The sequence below is a fragment of the Micromonospora avicenniae genome, from assembly GCF_900156065.1.
Classification (GTDB): domain Bacteria; phylum Actinomycetota; class Actinomycetes; order Mycobacteriales; family Micromonosporaceae; genus Micromonospora; species Micromonospora avicenniae.
In genome coordinates, this window is the sequence record NZ_FTNF01000007.1 from 244,535 (window position 1) to 259,885 (window position 15,351).

Here is a 15,351-nt window from a genome sequence, read left to right on the forward strand (position 1 = left end):
GGCGGCGGGATGTGCACTTCGCGCGGAAGACCCAGGCCGGCCGGCTCGATCGCCGTTGCCGGCCTGGGCCGCTGGCTGTCGACAGCGTCCGATCGGTAGCCGCCCGGCGGGTCCCGGCCACGCGTCCGAGGCCCGTACCCGATCGGCTTCGGTCGGTGTCCGGACCCGGGTCTTGCCCAACCGGGCGTTGGCAGGGAGATTCGATCCATGGACGCGGATGTGGTGATCGCCGGATGCGGACCGGTCGGAGCAGTACTCGCCGCGCTGCTCGGTGAGCGTGGCATCCGGGTCGTCGTCGTGGACCCGGCGTCCGACTCCAGGGCCGGGCCGCACGCCCACCCGCGAGCGGCGGTCCTCGATTCGCACGTGCAGCGGATCCTCCGCCGCATCGAAGGCTTGGCCGGCTGGGACGAATGGGCGACCCCGTTGCGCCGCTCGCGACTGCTCGACAAGGACCGCCGCCCGTTGCTGACGCTCCGACTGCCGGACGATGTGCCGGCCGGCGTCATGCTCGACCAGCCGCGCCTTGAGCAGGCGTTACGCGACCGGCTGGCGCGGATGCCCACGGTGCACCTGCACGCCGGCCGGTCGGTGACCGCGCTGGAACAGTCGGACGACGTCGTCACCGTCACGCTCGACGACGGCTCGACGTCGACCGCCTCCTGGCTGGTCGGCTGTGACGGTGCGTCGAGCACCGTACGGGGCTTGATCGGAGCTTCCTACGACGGCGTCAGTTACCCGGAGCCGTGGCTGGTCGTCGACGCCCGCACCGACGAGCCCGGCACCGGCGAGCCGACGTTCTCCTACGTGCTCGACCCGGCCCGGCCGATGGTGGCGTTCGAGCGGCCCGGCGCACGGAGGTGGGAGTGGAGGCTGCTGCCCGGCGAGGATCCGGCCGGCATGGTGATGCGGGCCGAGGAACTGATCCGCCCGTGGGTCGATCCTGCGGCGCTGCGGGTCGAGCGGGCCGCGGTGTTCACGTTCCACGCTCGGACGGCCTCGACGTGGCGGCGCGGACGGGTGCTCCTCGCCGGCGACGCCGCGCACTCGATGCCGCCGTTCACCGGTCAGGGCCTCGGCGCCGGCCTGCGCGACGTCGCGACCCTGTCCTGGCTGCTGGGTGACGCGCCCGGCGACCTCGACCGCTACGAGCGCGAGCGGCGTCCGGCCGTGGCGCGGATGACCCGCAGTGCACTGCTCACCGGCCGGGTCGTGCTCGGCCGCAACCGTCTCGCGGCAGCCGCGCTGCGCCGGTTCGTCCGGACCGTCGGGCTGCTCCCCGGGCTCGACGCGCGCGTCGCCAAGGCCGCCGCCGCGGCACCGGAGCGCCTCCCCGACGGCACCCGGCAACTGCCTGACACCCCGCTCGTCGTCGACGGCCGGCGGACCACCCTCGACGAGTTGCTGGGCAACCGGTGGGGCGTGATCCGCGGCGAGGCCGGCACGCTCGACCCCGAAACCCAGGCGTGGCTCACCGCGCACGACGCCGTCTTCGCCGACGTGGAAGGGTTCGGCAAGGGGCAGCTGACGATCGTGCGTCCCGACCGCTTCCCGACGACCACCGTCCCGCTCACCTGAGCACCTTCGGGCCCGGCGGCTGACCGTCGCCCGCCGCAGCCCTCGCGTCGGCGCCCCGCGGCTGCTCAACGCATCCGGGGTTGCGGAACCCGTACGGACGCCATGCCGGCCGCGGTGGCGGCCTGGATGCCCATGTCGGTGTCCTCGAAGACGAGACAGTCCTGCGGGGCGACGCCGAGAAGCTCGGCCGCCCGCAGGAACGCCTCCGGGTCCGGCTTCGCTCGCGCGTAGTCGCCGGCGCAGACCAGCACGTCGAACTTGTCGAGCAGGCCGAGCGCCCCGAGGGACGCGGTGACGGAGTCGCGGGTACTGCCGGAGACCACCGCGAACGGAACGCGCCGGTGGGACCCGATGATGTGTTCGAGGACTTCGGGCACAGCGGTGAGTTTCGGCAGGAATTGCCGGTAGAGCTCCTCCCGACGATCGGCGACGGCCGCCACCGGCATGGCGAGACCGTGCCGCTCGTTGAGGTCCACGATGATGTCGGCGACCGGACGACCACCCCACGCGTAGAAGAGGTCCTCCGGGAACTCGCAGCCCCACTCCGCCAAGGCCTGCTGCCAGGCGAGGTAGTGCAGTGGCATCGAGTCGACGATGGTTCCGTCGCAGTCGAAGAGGTACGCCCGGTATTCACCGGCAGGCAGGGGCAGGCTCACCCGTAGCAGGGTAGGGCCTGCTGCCGCGGTTGGGGCATGGCGAGTGCATCGTGGCAAGGTCTCGCGCGTCCACGGCACCCGGCCTGAACCATCACACCGCAGTCCGCTGGGACACTGGACGAGCAGCACCAACGCTCCGCTCACCGTTCTTGATCCGCGAGTTGGCCGCCCGGATGGTCTAGCCGTGACACCGACGGTTTCGTACTGTCCACCGCCATGGGGAACCTTGCTGCGGCGGGCTTCGGTGCCCTCGCCAGCCTCGTCGTCGTAGCCATCGGCGCCTGGCTTCAGGCTCAACGTGAGCGTCGGCACTGGCTCCGTGACCAGAAGCTCCGCGGTGCGGTCGACTACGTCACCAGCACGCGGTACCTGCTGAACCAGTATCGGAAGCTCGGCGAGCTGGGCATGGACGAGGACGACCGACGAGAGTGGCTGAACCGGATGCAGTCCGCTCGCTCGACTCTCAGCCTGCTGTGCGGCGCTCGGACGGTGACGCTGGCGAACGACGTCGCCAGGGCCCTCTACCGCCTGGGCCCGGAGTCCGACGAGGCTCAGGAGGACGCCGCGGAGACGGCCTTCCAGAACCTGGTCTGGCAGCTGCGGAAGGAACTCGGCTCACCACGACTCGACGGTTGACGGTCGGTAGCCCCGGCGCGACGAGCTCAGCCCCGCCGGCCAACCGCCCCCCTGCCGGGACGCGGACGGTGCAGCCGGCACGGCCGCTGCTGCCTCAGGGCAGCTTCGGCAACATCGCCAGCCAGGTGCGGACGCGCTCGGTGTCGGGTCCGGCAGGCAACTGATCGACGAGCGCCGCAAGCGGCCCGACGAGGTGCTTGTGCCGGCGAAGCAGCAGGATCTGCTCGGCCGGCAGTGTCCGCCAACGTTCGGCCAGCTCGGTTGCCCGGGCCGGCGTCAGTGTCATCGCAGCCAGTACGCTTCGGACCAGCGCGGATCGGTCCCAGTGCTGGTCACCCGGCACCGACCCGAGTTCCTGAATCAGCAGGCAACGCAGGTGGACTGAATCCTCCATCGCGTCCCACCGGTCGTATCCGGCGAACCGCTCGGCGCGCTCGGTCAGCGACAACACCAACTCGCCCCATTCCCGACGCGCCTCTGCGGTCAAGGCCCGGTCGTAGACGTGCAGCTGGGCGATCCATCGCGTCTGGAGCCACCAGTTGACCGACCGCAGGGCCACGTCCTCGCTCAAGGTGCTCATCCACTGGCGCATCCGGGCACTCGACCACGTGACCATGTCACCGGCGACATCCTGCTGCGACATCCGCCCAGTTTGGGTCATCGATGGAGACAAGGGCCATCGACTCCGGCACGCTCGATCTCTTGCGGACCGGATGCGGCGGGTCTGCCTATCCCAACGGGCACCTGGCGCACCGGCGCTCGTGGAAATCCGGCGAACGCGCCTCAATGGCCGAGGCCGCCCGGCCGGAGGCTGAGGCGGCTCTCGTCCGGGCCCAGTTGGAGGAGCTGAAGAAGAAGGACGCCCAGGCCCCGAGAGGCCGCCCCGGCATGCTGCCGGGGCGGCCTCCACTGGACGGCGAGCCGCACGGAGGCCGGCTGCGATCTGCCGGGCGCTCCATGCCCTCTCGTGCGGCGCTGAACCTCAGGCTGGCACGCGTCAGACGATGCGGATCGACCGCACCTGGGTGTTGCCCTTGGTGTCGACGTACACCTGGTAATCGCCGACGGTGTAGGTGCCGGCGGCGTTGTTGTCGATGGTGAACGTGGCCGTCTGGGCCGACTCGCTGCCGTCGACGTGGGTCTGCTTGACCGTGACGGTCAACTCGTTCTTGTTGCCGTTCAGCTTCTTCACCACGGCCGACGGGTCGGCATCGACCACCGCGTTGGCGACCGTCACGTAGACCGCGTCGGGCGACGAGAACTCCGCATTCTTCTGCCCGTCACCGAACTGGAAGAAGCCCCGCTGCTCGACGGCTCCACGCCCGGGGAACGGATCCGGGTTCGAGGCCAGGTAGTCCGGATTGACCTTGTACAGGTCCGTCTTGGAATCCGCGAGAACGGGCTTCACCCCGGTGTACGGAGCATCGGTGATCGCGAGGTTGACCGACAGGTAGATGGCGTCGGGGTTGGTGGCCGAGGTACGCGAGGAGAAGTACTTGTCCGCACTCTGCCCCGCGGGAACGGCCAGCGGCACGACCTTGTCGCCGACGAGGATGTTGAACTGGAAGGCGCCGTAGCCGCCGGCCACGAACTTCGCCCAGGCCGCATCCGACATGTGGTCGGGGCGCTCGACCTTGAACTCCAGGCGCATCGGTGCCACGTACGTGCTGTTCAGGTACTCGGGGTCGTCCAGGGGCAGGTAGACCCCTCCCGGGGCGTGCCCCAGTTCGTAGGCCGAGGCCGTCGGCGTCGAGTTGCCGCGCCCGTTCCACATCGGGATGTTGAACGAGGTGGCGCCGAGCAGGGCCTGGTCGCCCAGCTGGCCCTTGCCGACAGCGCCCGACGCGTCCTTGTACGTTCCGATCGTGGCGTCGAGCAGGTCGAGGTCCGCCCGGTCGGCGTTCAGCCCAGGGATGTCGGCCCACATGAACTTGGCGCCGGCGGGCCCGGAGTAGCGGGCCATCTCCAGCATGCCGTCGGCCATGAGCTTGGTCATCTGCACTGCCGAGTCGACCTTCATCCGCTCGTTGGCGGTGTGCCACCAGCGCTCGTTGCCCGGGATCACGGCGCCGAAGGCGGTCATCTTGTTGCGGAAGCTGCTGGCCAGGGTGCCGCCGGTCGTGCCCTGCGGATAGACCACGTCCCTGAGGGCGTACGGATCCGCGAACTCTTCCGGGTTGCAGTTGATCGAGGCCTGGTAGCTCCCGAACTGAAGAGCCGTCAGCGGGTTGTCGTGCGTGACGTAGAGCCCGGCGCCGACGGGCGCGCCGAGGCTACCGATGGTGAACCCCTTCGCCTCGAAGGCGGCCGTGACCGCACTCGTCGCCTGGCTGGAGTCAGCCGCGGTGACGTGCATGCTGCGCACGTACATCGGCATGCTGAGATTGCCGGAGGAGTCCGTGTAGAAGCTCGTCGGGGTCTCGGAGTTGATGCCGCCCATGAGGGCAAAGGTCAGGTTCGGCGTGCCGTTGCTCGGGTTACGCAGCAGGTTCGCCGGGATGCCCATGTACTTGCCGATATAGGCCTCGCCCTCGACCCCGTCGCGGAAGAACAGGTCGGCGATGCCGTCGGCGGCCTTCTTCAATTGCAGGTCGGCGGCCGTGCCGCCCAGTGCGCCGAGTCCCTGGGAGAGGAGGAACATTCCCCACACGACGGCATTCTTGCCGTACTGCGGGGTCGGCATCTCCATCGCCACATCGGTGTTGATCTCCAGCGTGAGCGAGTCACCGGTGATCGTGGCCTGCACCTTGGGCGTGGTGCCCGGAGCGGCCGGGAGCCAGCCCTTCGTGGTCGCGGCCGCGGTGATCGCCGAGACGAACCTGTCGCGTTCGGTGGCGCCGGCCCCTGCGACGTCGAGGGTGAAGATCGCCCGGGACGCGATCTGCGTGGTGCTGCCGTACGCGATGTCCTTGAGCGTCGGATCGCCTTCTCGCAGGGTCACGCCGGCCTTGGCGTCCGTCAGCCGGAAGGGCTTGGTGCTGTCCGCCGACAGGTTCATCGACACCGACGGTGTGACCGATCCGGAGTTGCCGACGATGACGGGGAACCGCGAGTCGGAGGTGTAGCCCGCGATCGGCATCTCCTCGCGGTTCAGGTTCTTGTAGGCCCAGTTGTCGTAGAAGCTCGGGTTCGAGTTGTACGGGATGGACTGGAAGGTGGCGGTGTTCGCCGCCGAGGGGGTGCCGGGACCGCCGTCCTCGTAGATCCCCATGACGATGCGGATCCGCCGGTCGAGAGGCAGTCCCGCCTCGAGCAGCGCCTTGGCCGCGAGCAGCGTCGCCAGCGTCGGACCGCTGTCGTCCTGAAGTCCCGCCCCGTAGATCCAGCCGTCCTTGACGTAGGGCGAGTGGTACGCACCAGGAGTGCCGAAGTTGCCGTCGGCGTCCCGCCAGCGCGCCAGCTGAGCCGGCGAGACGGAGGCCGTCGGCGAGTCGAGGTGGCTCAGCGCCATGACCATTTCCGGGGCGTCCGGATCGCCGATCTCCACGTAGACGTACTTGTCGGGCTGGCGTTGGACCACCACCGGGAAGCCCAGGTCCTTGGCCAGCTTGACCACCCAGGCGAGCTTGGCGACCTTACGGTCGTACTCGTTCTGGTTGGCCGCGGTGTTGCTGACCGGGAAGGGGTACGACGTCGCAGCCGTGCCGCCCCGGGAGATGGAGTCGTAGCTCGACCCGTCCAGCATCGCCCCGATCAGACTGAGCGGGTCGTAGGTCCCGTCGCCCACCCGCGCGCTGTTGACGCGTCCGGCCAACGCCTCGACTTCCGCGTGGATCGCGTCCCGCTCGTCGCCGGTCACCGACAGGTCGTAGGTGGTACTCGGCTGGAAGCGATCCTCGCCGAGGCCGATCTCGCCCGCTGCGAGGCCACGGCCGGCGGCGAGCGCGGGACCGTTACCCGCTACACCTACGGACAGGACCAGTGACATGCCAAGTGTCAGGGCAAGAGGTTTCTTCCGCATCGCCGTGACCTCCCCGAATGGTCAGAGCCAGAAAAAGGTGGGATGAATCTTGATGTACGCGAGACCCTTTCAGGCGCGTTGCAGCTTGTCAATCAGCCTTTTCAGACAACGGTTCGAGGCCAGTTGCGGTGTGGCAGTGCTCGAAGTGGACGACGACGATCACGGAGCTCGACCATGAAGCTGCAGCCCGGAGCGACCGGCTTCAACCCGCTTTCCGGTCAGCAGGCAGCCCTGGTCGAATTCACCGCGATCTGCCACCACGCCGCCCGCCCCCGCGTCGACAGCGCCGTGCCCGTGGCGTTCCCCGACCACCGCGACCTCGCCAACGGCAGCGACCAGCACCGTCGAGCCAGGGATCTCAGCCGGTTTCGCTGGGTGCGGTGGTCGTCGCGATGACGACTCCACCTGGGCCGCTGGCGGTTACCTGTGCGCGTTCGACGGAGACGCCGGGTGCCCAGATGACGAAGATGTCGCCGTCATGATCTCCGCGAATCGTCTGCCCGGAAACCAGTCGAGCCTCGATGCTGGTGGCGCCAGTCGGCATGTGGCCAAGCAGCAGACGGGCCTCGAGCACCGAATCGTATCCGCCGAAGAAGCGCAGCTTGTCCGGCGCGCCCTGCCCCATGATGCTGCCGAAGCTTCGCTGCACTCCGGCTGGTCCGCCCTCACACGCAGTGATGAAGTTGTCCGGTTCGGAGACGTGAACGCGCAACCAGCCGCCCTCCTTGCGAAGCAAGATTCGCTCGACGGGTTTGGCCCTCACAGGCAGGTTCAACTCGGCATAGTTGTCCAGGCAATGTTCAGCAGCTTGCTCCTCGGACACCCGCCAAGCTGGGACGTCGTCGGCTTGTGCCCTGTGCCAGATCCACCCGGCGGAGACAGCCACCACCGCGACAGCGGCCAACACTCCAGCCGACTTCCGGGCAGTTGACGATAAGTGGCGCACCGGTTCCTCCCGAGGCGAGCGGGACGCTCACCGTACCGCCTATCTGCCAGAAAACGTTTCGTCGATCGAGCCGCCTGACGGGGTTCATCGGCGGAAATGGTTCCGGCATCTCACACGGGCTTCCCCGCTGCCAGTCGACCTCTTGCGGACTGGAGTCGAACCGCTCGCCCCTGGTTCAGCAGAGGGCCAGAGTCCATCGACGTCCAGTGAGGTCAGTTGTTCACTCCGCGAAGCGGCTGCCAGCCCCACCCCGTGAGCTTGGAGAGCAGCGCCGTCCACGCAGCTGCGGTCAACTCCCGGGCCTGTTCATCGCAGAACACCAACCGGACCGCGAGGTCTTGGATGGAGAGTTCGAGCTTGATCCCCACCTGGTAGTGCTCGATCGCTTCCAGCGGATCGACAGTCCATGCTTGTCCCCGTGTCGCCGAGCGATGACAGTCATTCATCATGCAGGCCAGCATCAGGCAATGCTCTCCCGTCAGCGGATCTCCGCGACACCGGATTCGAAGAGCGTGCGCAGGCGGTCATGAGGCCCGCAACGCCTGCGGCCTGCGGCGCGGCTGCCTTCCGACCTTGGTGAAAGCCGAAGCCCAGGCCGATGACCTGGGCTTCTGTGCCGAGCGGCCTGACCGAATCAGACCGTCGACCTACGCTCCTCGACGCCTTGACGACGATGGCGCTTTCGATCGATGTTCATGCGGATCCCCCTCAGTTCCACAGAGACAGGGCCACGACGGTCAAGGCGACCGGTACGAGCAACCAGGGCTCGGCGAGGACGAGCAGTGCGGTCATGGCCAGAGCCGCGTACAGCAGGGCCTTGGCCGCCTTGCGACGGCTACGGCGGGCGGCCTTTCTCGCCGCCCTCTCCGCGGCCTGCTGGACCTCGGCTGACGGCTCCGCGGCGTGGTGGGTGGAGGCATGGGCCGGCGGGGCGGCCGGGGCCTGGGCCGGCGGGGCCGGCGGGTTCGTGTCGGCGACGGCATCGTCGCCTATTGCAGACGTCTTCTCAGCGCTCATGGCGCTACCCTTCATTGAGTGATTGACTACTCACTTGGTCGGCGAGTTCAGGCGGTCTGCTCCTCAGGGATCCAGGAGCCGTGGATGCCGGCGGTGACCCGGTGAGGCAGGCGGATCGTGGCGATCGGGCCGCGGCATAGGTCGCTGGCGTCGAGCACGAGCAGGCTTGAGGCGTTCCGGTGCAGGTCGCTGGTGACGGTGAGCAGGTAGCCGTCGTCCTCGCGGGTCGCGCCGGCGGCGGGGACGAAGACGGCTTCGCTGGGCAGTACGCCGGTGCCGGCATCGAGGATCCGCCGGGTGCCGTCGCGCCGGTCGTACTTGACGAGGCCGTGGTTGCCGCCGCGTTCGTCGGGAAAGGCGATGGCGTACTGGTAGCGGTGCTCGCGGCCGAGCAGGTCCTCGTTGATGGTGGGGAATTCGACGTTGAGGTCGTCGCAGCGACCCTCGGTGACGGTGCCGGTGGCCGGGTCGGCGACCCATCGGCGGATCACCGACCTGGTGACGGGTTCGCTGTGGCGGGGGCCGCCGGTGCCCGCCCACCAGGTCCACGACAGCTTCCACCCCTCGCGGTCGAGGGTGGGGCCCTCGATCACGATGCGGCCCTGGGCGTCCTCGTAGGCGTTGGCGAAGTGCAGTGCCTGCCCGGGCTCGATGTCGTACCAGCGGACGCGGGCGGCTCCGCCGGCGCCGCGGGGCAGGATCCCCAGCCGGGGCGCGATGTCGTCGCTCCAGCCGTAGGGGATGCCCGAGGTCTCGGTGTGGTCGAACGTCACCGACATCTCCAGGAACACCACGTGGTTCTCGGTGATCGCGAAGTCGTGCTTGAGCGCGGTGGTCGCACCCGGCACCTGCTCGCTGAGCACCATATCTCCGCCGGGGGAAGCCACGTGGTAGGTCAGGAACGGCGGCATCGGCGAGGAACCGAAGAAGTGCAGCTCGCCGGTGACCGGGTCCTGCTTGGGATGGGCGGTCATCGCGGTGGTCAGCTTGCCGGAGAAGTCGTAGGCGCCGACGGTGTCCAGCTCGCGGGTCAGCTCGAATGGAAAGTTGGCCTCGCACAGGGCCAGCAGCCGCCCGGCGTGCTCGATGATGTGGGTGCCGGCGGTGCTGGCCGAGAGGTCCGGGCCGGACTCGGTCAGGTACGGCGCGCCGTCCAGTGCCGGGGTGCGTACCCACCGGTTGCGGTACCACTCGGCGCGCCCGTCGCGCAGGCGGACGCCGTGGACCATGCCGCTGCCCTTCCACCAGTGTGTCGGGGTGACGCCCGGCTTGGGGTTGTGGCTGTTGCGCACCAGCTGGCCGGAGAGCTCCGGCGGCAGCGTGCCCTCCACGGGCAGGTCGAAGGCGGTGACCTCGTCGACGACCGGCGTGTAGTGGCCGGTCAGGTATGGCTTTGCGGGGTCCATGATGGCTCCTTTGCGGGTCAGCGCCGGGCGGTGCCGGCGGGAACGGTGAACAGTGCCGTGAGCGCCGCGAGGGCGGCGATCACGAATCCGGTACGAAACGCCCACCGGAAGCCTTCGGCCAGGACCTCGACACCGCCCTGGCCATTGCGGGTGGCGGCGATGCTCGCCGCCGCGGTCAGCAGGGCGAGCCCGAGACCACCGCCGACCTGACGGGTGGTGTTCACCAGGCCACTGGCCAGGCCGGACTCGGCCGGGTCGACACCGGTGAGGCCCAGCGTGGTCAGCACCACGAACGCCAAGCCCAAGCCGGCGCCGATCAGCAGCATGGGGCCGAGCAGATCGGCGACGAACGATGCGTTCGAGGACGCCGCGCCCAGCCAGGCCAGTCCCGCGGCCAGCGTGGCGAGCGCGCCGACCAGGCTCGTCCGCCCACCCGACCGGGCGGCCACCCGGGGCGCCAGCCAGGACGCTGCCACGGTGGCTCCGGCCAACGGCAGTTGCGACAGCCCGGTCGCCAGCGGGCCGTAGCCCAGAACCTGCTGCTGCAGCAACGGCAGGTAGAAGAACAACCCGATCCAGACCGCGCCGAGCAGCAACATCAGCGCGTTGGCCGGGCCGACCGACCCGATGCGCAGAATGCCCAGCCGCACCAACGGATCGGCGGCACGCCGCTGCCACGCGACGAACACGACCAGCAGCGCCACTCCACCGGCCAGCGCGGCCACCGGCACCGGTGCACCCCACCCGGCTCTCGGGCCGGACGACAACGCGTAGACCAGCGCGCTCACGCCCAGCGTGGCCAACAGCCCCCCGGTGACATCCAACCGACGATCCCCGACCGGCACGTCGCGCGGCACCAGCGAGGGGGTCACGGCGACCGTGACAAGAGCGAGTGCCGCGGTCAGGGCGAAGATCGAACGCCAACCCAGCGTCTGGGTCAGCACCCCGCTGAACAGGACTCCGGCGGCTCCGCCCAAACCCGACACCGCACCCACGATCCCGAGCGCCCGCTGCCGCTGCGCCGCGAACATCACCACGGTGATCGCCAGCGCCGTCGGCGCCAGCAGCGCCGCCCCTGCCCCCTGAAGCGCACGCGCGGCCAGCAGCACGGGCTCGCTCCACGCGACGGTTGCCGCCAGCGAGCCGACCCCCAGGATCACACCTCCCGCCAGCAGCACGCGTCGCCGTCCGAGCAGATCGCCCAACCGCCCGCCCATTAATAGCAGCCCGCCGAACGGCAACAGGTATGCGTTGATCACCCAGGACAGACCCGATGCAGACATGCGCCACTGGGCCGCGATGGCGTCCAGCGCCACATTGACGATCGAGGTGTTGAGCACCACCAGGAACTGCACGAAGGCCAACAGCGCCAAGGCGAGCGCTCCGGTCTGCTGGGCTGTCGTGACCGGCGGCCTGATATCTGTCTTCATCACTACCTTCCATGATTGGTCGAACACTCACCCAGGAGAGTGGTTGATCACTCACTCCGGTGGCGACCAGAACGTTCCGAATCGGCAATCTGTCGATCGCTAGTGACGCAGGCCGGCAGCCAGGGTCGTTGCCCAAGGCGTGTCGAGGTCTTCCGCGCCCATCGTCACCACGAGGTTGCACAGTGCGCCCCTGGCGAAGAACTGCTGCACCTGCTCCTCGCTGCCGCCCGACACGCTCCGCACATACTCGACCAGACGCGCGTAGCCGCTGCGAACCGCGCGACGCACCTCCGGAACCGACACCGCGGCGCACTGCGCATGAATCTGCACCAGCAGCAGATCCTGGTCGCGGATCAACATCGCGTAGGCGCTCGCCATGGACGACAACACGACCTCGGGCGACGTGCCCTCGGTGGATGCCGCAGCCTTGCTGATGCTGTCCCGGATTCGCTCGAACGAACGCTCGACCACCGCCGCGAACAGCGACTCCTTGTCCGGGAACAGGCGGTAGAGGTAGGCCTGCGAGATGCCTGCCCGCTTGGCGACGTCCACCGTCGTGGTGCCGAAGTAGCCACGGCTGGCGAACGCGCCGATGGCCGTGGAGAGGACGTCCTCCCGGCGCTCCTCGGCGGTGGAAAGGGTACGCGTGGGGCTCGGCATGTGAGTAGTCAACCACACTCTAGGGATCGGCAGCAAGCGAACCGCGATGTGCAGTTCGGACAACGGCACCGAGCGACATCCGGCAGGCTGGCCTACGGCAGGTTCGATTGCACGACCTCCGACACACGGCGGCCGTTGGCTGCTCACTTGGCTGCTCGACTCCTCCCCACCAAGCAAAAGGCCCAGGTCATGATCGGCAATCTCGCCGTTGACCTGGGCCTTTCCGTGGAGCCGCCTGACGGAATCGAACCGTCGACCTACGCATCACGAGATCAAACTGCCCGCCCCGCCGACCTCGGCACGTAGCTGTCTAGCTGTTGCGGGTCAGGACGTTGACGACGTGCTGCACGTCACCGGATCTCGTTGTCGGGGTGGTCGCCGTCGTAGGCCTGACGGGCTTGCGCGATGGCTGCGCGGTGTTCCAGTGACCAGTCGGCGAGTGCTTTGACGAGGTGGGTGAGGCTTGCGCCGGTTTCGGTGAGGCGGTAGTCGACCTGGGCGGGCACGGTCGGGTACACGGTCCGAAAGACGAGGCCGTCTCGTTCCAGGCGGCGCACCGTGAGGGTCAGCATGCGCTGGGAGATCCCGTCGATGGCGCGCTGGAGTTGGCGGAAGCGCCGCGGCCCATTGGCGAGTTCGACGATCACGAGAACCGACCACTTGTCGCCCACCCGGTCAAGAACGTCTCGGATGCCGCAGTCGGGGTGATCCGCCTGTCCGCATGGTTCGAGCTCGGCGGCTTTAGCGGTTACATCAGTGTGCGTTAGTGACACGAAACTGCCTCCTTGTGAGCCGCCGGGCGCGGGTTCAGGATTTCACCGTAGTTACTGAAGAGAACCACGGTAGGAGACCGAACCGCAATGATCATGGTGACTGGCGCCAACGGACACCTCGCTTCCCTCACACTCGCAGAGCTGGACGAGCGAGAGGTGCCTGCCCTGGGAGGGAGTCGCACTCCCACCAACGCACAGCGCCACCTCGACTTCGACGACCCTGCAACCCTCGACCTCACCGGCGTTTCGACCCTGGTCCTCGTCTCGGCCGGGTATGCCGAGGACGACCAGGTCATCGCGCGTCACCGGACTCTTCTCGACGCTGCAGGCCGCGACGGCGTGGCCCACGTGATCTACACCAGCCTGACTGGCGCCGGGGATCACCTCGGGTTCGCACTTGCCCACCGGGCCACCGAGCAGATGATCAAGACCAGCGGGCTCGCGTGGACCATCCTCCGCAACGGGCTGTACGCCGAGCTCTTCGGTACCTTGCTCGCCTGGACTCCCGACGGCCTGGAATCAGCATTCGGTACCGGCGCACTCTCCGCGGTAGCACGGGCCGACCTGGCAGCTGCCGCAGCCGTCGTCGCAACCGAGCCGACCGCGCATGTCGGCAAGATCTACGACCTGGTTGGCGACCCGATCACCGCCAGCGACATCGCTGAGCGTCTCGGCGCCGCCCACCGCACGATCGGGCTGAGTGAGTACCGCGCTCGCCTACTCAGCGACGCCAACCTGCTGCCATTCCAGCCGCCGATGCTCGCATCAATCGCCGCCAGTGTCCGCCACGGTTTCCTGAACAACACCAGCCCCGACCTCGTGCGCCTGCTGGGTCGACCGCTCACAGATCCGCTCACCGTCGCCGCGGATGCCGCGGCCGCCATGCGCCCTGGCACGCACTGACACAGATGGTCCATCGCAATGCGCCCCTATCCATCGAAGGCCGCCGGCGCCTGGTGGAGCGGTGCCGCACCCGGCCGATAGCGCACGTAGCCGCTGAGATGGGTATCTCTCGTGCCTGCGCATCGAAGTGGGTCAACCGCTACCGCCAGCACGGGGAGCTCGGTCTGCACGATCGCTCGTCAGCCCCTCGCCGCCAGCCAACTGCGACCAAGGCTGAGGTTGTCGCTCGGATTGAGCACCTTCGTCGGACCAAGAAGTGGTCGGCTTCCCGGATCGCCTTCGAACTCCACGACGAGGGCATCACGATCGGCCGCCGCACAGTCTCACGTCATCTACTCGCCCTCGGACTGAACCACCGCAGATTCCTCGACCCAAACGGCGACTCAAACCGCGAGCCCCGGAAAATCACCGCCCGACGACCCGGACACATGGTCCACATCGACGTGAAAAAGGTCGGCCGGATCCCCGATGGCGGCGGCTGGCGTGCCCACGGCCGGGGAAGCGATCAAGCCAAGGCTGCCGAACGCATGAAGACGAAGACCAAGCGCCGCGGGTACGTCTATCTCCACTCTGCCATCGATGGCTACTCCCGGCTTGCCTACACCGAGGCCCTCCCAGACGAAAAGGCGACGACTGCCGTCGCCTTCATGCAGCGGGCCCGAGCCTGGTTCGCCGCTCACGGGATCACCCGGATCGAGCGGATCGTCACAGACAACGGGGCGTGCTACCGCGCCGAGGCGTTCGCACGGGCACTACTCGGGTCACGGCACCAGCGAATCACGCCCTACACGCCCCGCCACAACGGCAAAGTGGAGCGGTACAACCGGATCATCTCTGAGGAGCTCCTCTACGCCCGCACCTGGACCTCGGAAGACCAACGCCGCGAGGCCCTGGGCGTGTGGAACATCCACTACAACTACCACCAACCACATGGTGCCGCGGGCGGACGACCACCAGCAGCTCGGCTGCGAGACGGCGTCACCAACGTCCAGGCCTCCTACATCTAGCAGCGGAAACCTGTCTCGACATCTCACACCGCTCCCCCACTGTCCATCGACCTCTTGCGGACTAGATTCGGACCGCTTCGCCTGGCCGATCCGGACACCTGCGACCTCCTCATCGGCACCGATGGGGGATAGCGGCTAGGCTCACCGCTGCCTAGCGTGCTGCCATGATCTTGGAGTCCTCGCTGGCAGCCGCGTCGTCGTCGGGTTCCTCTCTCGAGGACCTGCTCTCCTCCGCAGCCGTGTGGATCATCGGTCTGCTCGTCCTGTACGGAGTGATACGGCTGGCCGTTCGCCACGGGATCCAAGACGCGGACCGCCGTCGAACGCACGTCCACCTCAGGAGCAAGGACTAATCCGACTCGTAGCGCCCTGCGGGTT

The 15,351-nt window shown here is 68.3% G+C and carries 15 protein-coding genes; 5 read left to right on the forward strand and 10 right to left on the reverse strand.

The features are described 5' to 3' along the window. Window positions 1-207 precede the first annotated feature (207 nt). Window positions 208-1,578, forward strand: a complete 1,371-nt coding sequence (locus BXA10_RS14140) for an FAD-dependent monooxygenase (RefSeq protein WP_084752728.1) — start codon at window positions 208-210, stop codon at window positions 1,576-1,578. 65 nt (window positions 1,579-1,643) lie between these two features. Here the strand turns inward: BXA10_RS14140 and BXA10_RS14145 are convergent, their stop codons facing one another. Beyond that, a complete protein-coding gene (locus BXA10_RS14145; protein WP_076470785.1) occupies window positions 1,644-2,234 on the reverse strand; it encodes an HAD family hydrolase in 591 nt (196 codons plus the stop codon). A 216-nt stretch (window positions 2,235-2,450) separates the two neighbouring features. Between BXA10_RS14145 and BXA10_RS30435 the strand changes: the two genes are divergently transcribed. Beyond that, a complete protein-coding gene (locus BXA10_RS30435; RefSeq protein ID WP_084752730.1) occupies window positions 2,451-2,870 on the forward strand; it encodes a hypothetical protein in 420 nt (139 codons plus the stop codon). Window positions 2,871-2,964: 94 nt separating this feature from the next. On the opposite strand, the gene BXA10_RS14155 is transcribed toward BXA10_RS30435, so the two are convergent. Together BXA10_RS14155 and BXA10_RS14160 are read right to left on the reverse strand one after the other, a co-directional pair. Continuing rightward, window positions 2,965-3,513 carry a hypothetical protein gene (locus BXA10_RS14155; protein ID WP_076470786.1) on the reverse strand — a complete coding sequence of 183 codons (549 nt, stop codon included), beginning with the start codon at window positions 3,511-3,513 and terminating at the stop codon, window positions 2,965-2,967. Window positions 3,514-3,867: 354 nt separating this feature from the next. Beyond that, complete coding sequence (locus BXA10_RS14160; RefSeq protein WP_076470787.1) at window positions 3,868-6,798, reverse strand: M20/M25/M40 family metallo-hydrolase; 2,931 nt, start codon at window positions 6,796-6,798, stop codon at window positions 3,868-3,870. Between the two features lie 207 nt (window positions 6,799-7,005). Here BXA10_RS14160 and BXA10_RS14165 point away from each other — a divergent pair, with 207 nt between their 5' ends. Then, window positions 7,006-7,227, forward strand: a complete 222-nt coding sequence (locus tag BXA10_RS14165; protein ID WP_076470788.1) for a hypothetical protein — start codon at window positions 7,006-7,008, stop codon at window positions 7,225-7,227. Here the strand turns inward: BXA10_RS14165 and BXA10_RS30885 are convergent. The 7 genes from BXA10_RS30885 to BXA10_RS14200 all read right to left on the reverse strand — a co-directional run bounded on the left by BXA10_RS30885 (window position 7,190) and on the right by BXA10_RS14200 (window position 13,063). Continuing rightward, complete coding sequence (locus BXA10_RS30885) at window positions 7,190-7,654, reverse strand: hypothetical protein (protein ID WP_139337994.1); 465 nt, start codon at window positions 7,652-7,654, stop codon at window positions 7,190-7,192. The genes BXA10_RS14165 and BXA10_RS30885 overlap by 38 nt on opposite strands. Before the next feature lie 335 nt (window positions 7,655-7,989). Beyond that, window positions 7,990-8,238: a hypothetical protein gene (locus BXA10_RS14175; RefSeq protein ID WP_076470790.1), complete on the reverse strand. Its 249-nt coding sequence runs from the start codon at window positions 8,236-8,238 to the stop codon at window positions 7,990-7,992. A gap of 247 nt (window positions 8,239-8,485) precedes the next feature. Then, window positions 8,486-8,794 (reverse strand): hypothetical protein, encoded by a 309-nt coding sequence (locus BXA10_RS14180; protein ID WP_076470791.1) that lies wholly within the window; start codon window positions 8,792-8,794, stop codon window positions 8,486-8,488. Between the two features lie 47 nt (window positions 8,795-8,841). After that, the gene (locus BXA10_RS14185; protein WP_076470792.1) at window positions 8,842-10,200 is read right to left on the reverse strand and encodes a carotenoid oxygenase family protein; all 1,359 of its coding nucleotides are present in this window, start codon (window positions 10,198-10,200) and stop codon (window positions 8,842-8,844) included. Window positions 10,201-10,217: 17 nt separating this feature from the next. Next, entirely contained in the window at window positions 10,218-11,630 is a 1,413-nt protein-coding gene (locus BXA10_RS14190) for an MFS transporter (RefSeq protein ID WP_076470793.1), read from the reverse strand. Window positions 11,631-11,729: 99 nt separating this feature from the next. Beyond that, entirely contained in the window at window positions 11,730-12,290 is a 561-nt protein-coding gene (locus tag BXA10_RS14195; RefSeq protein ID WP_076470856.1) for a TetR/AcrR family transcriptional regulator, read from the reverse strand. Between the two features lie 350 nt (window positions 12,291-12,640). Then, a complete protein-coding gene (locus BXA10_RS14200) occupies window positions 12,641-13,063 on the reverse strand; it encodes a winged helix-turn-helix transcriptional regulator (protein ID WP_076470794.1) in 423 nt (140 codons plus the stop codon). A gap of 87 nt (window positions 13,064-13,150) precedes the next feature. On the opposite strand from BXA10_RS14200, the gene BXA10_RS14205 reads away from it, so the two are divergent. Next, window positions 13,151-13,966, forward strand: coding sequence for an NAD(P)H-binding protein (locus BXA10_RS14205; RefSeq protein ID WP_076470795.1), 816 nt, complete (start codon window positions 13,151-13,153; stop codon window positions 13,964-13,966). A gap of 5 nt (window positions 13,967-13,971) precedes the next feature. Next, window positions 13,972-14,973 (forward strand): IS481 family transposase, encoded by a 1,002-nt coding sequence (locus BXA10_RS14210; protein WP_076470796.1) that lies wholly within the window; start codon window positions 13,972-13,974, stop codon window positions 14,971-14,973. Window positions 14,974-15,351: the final 378 nt, after the last annotated feature.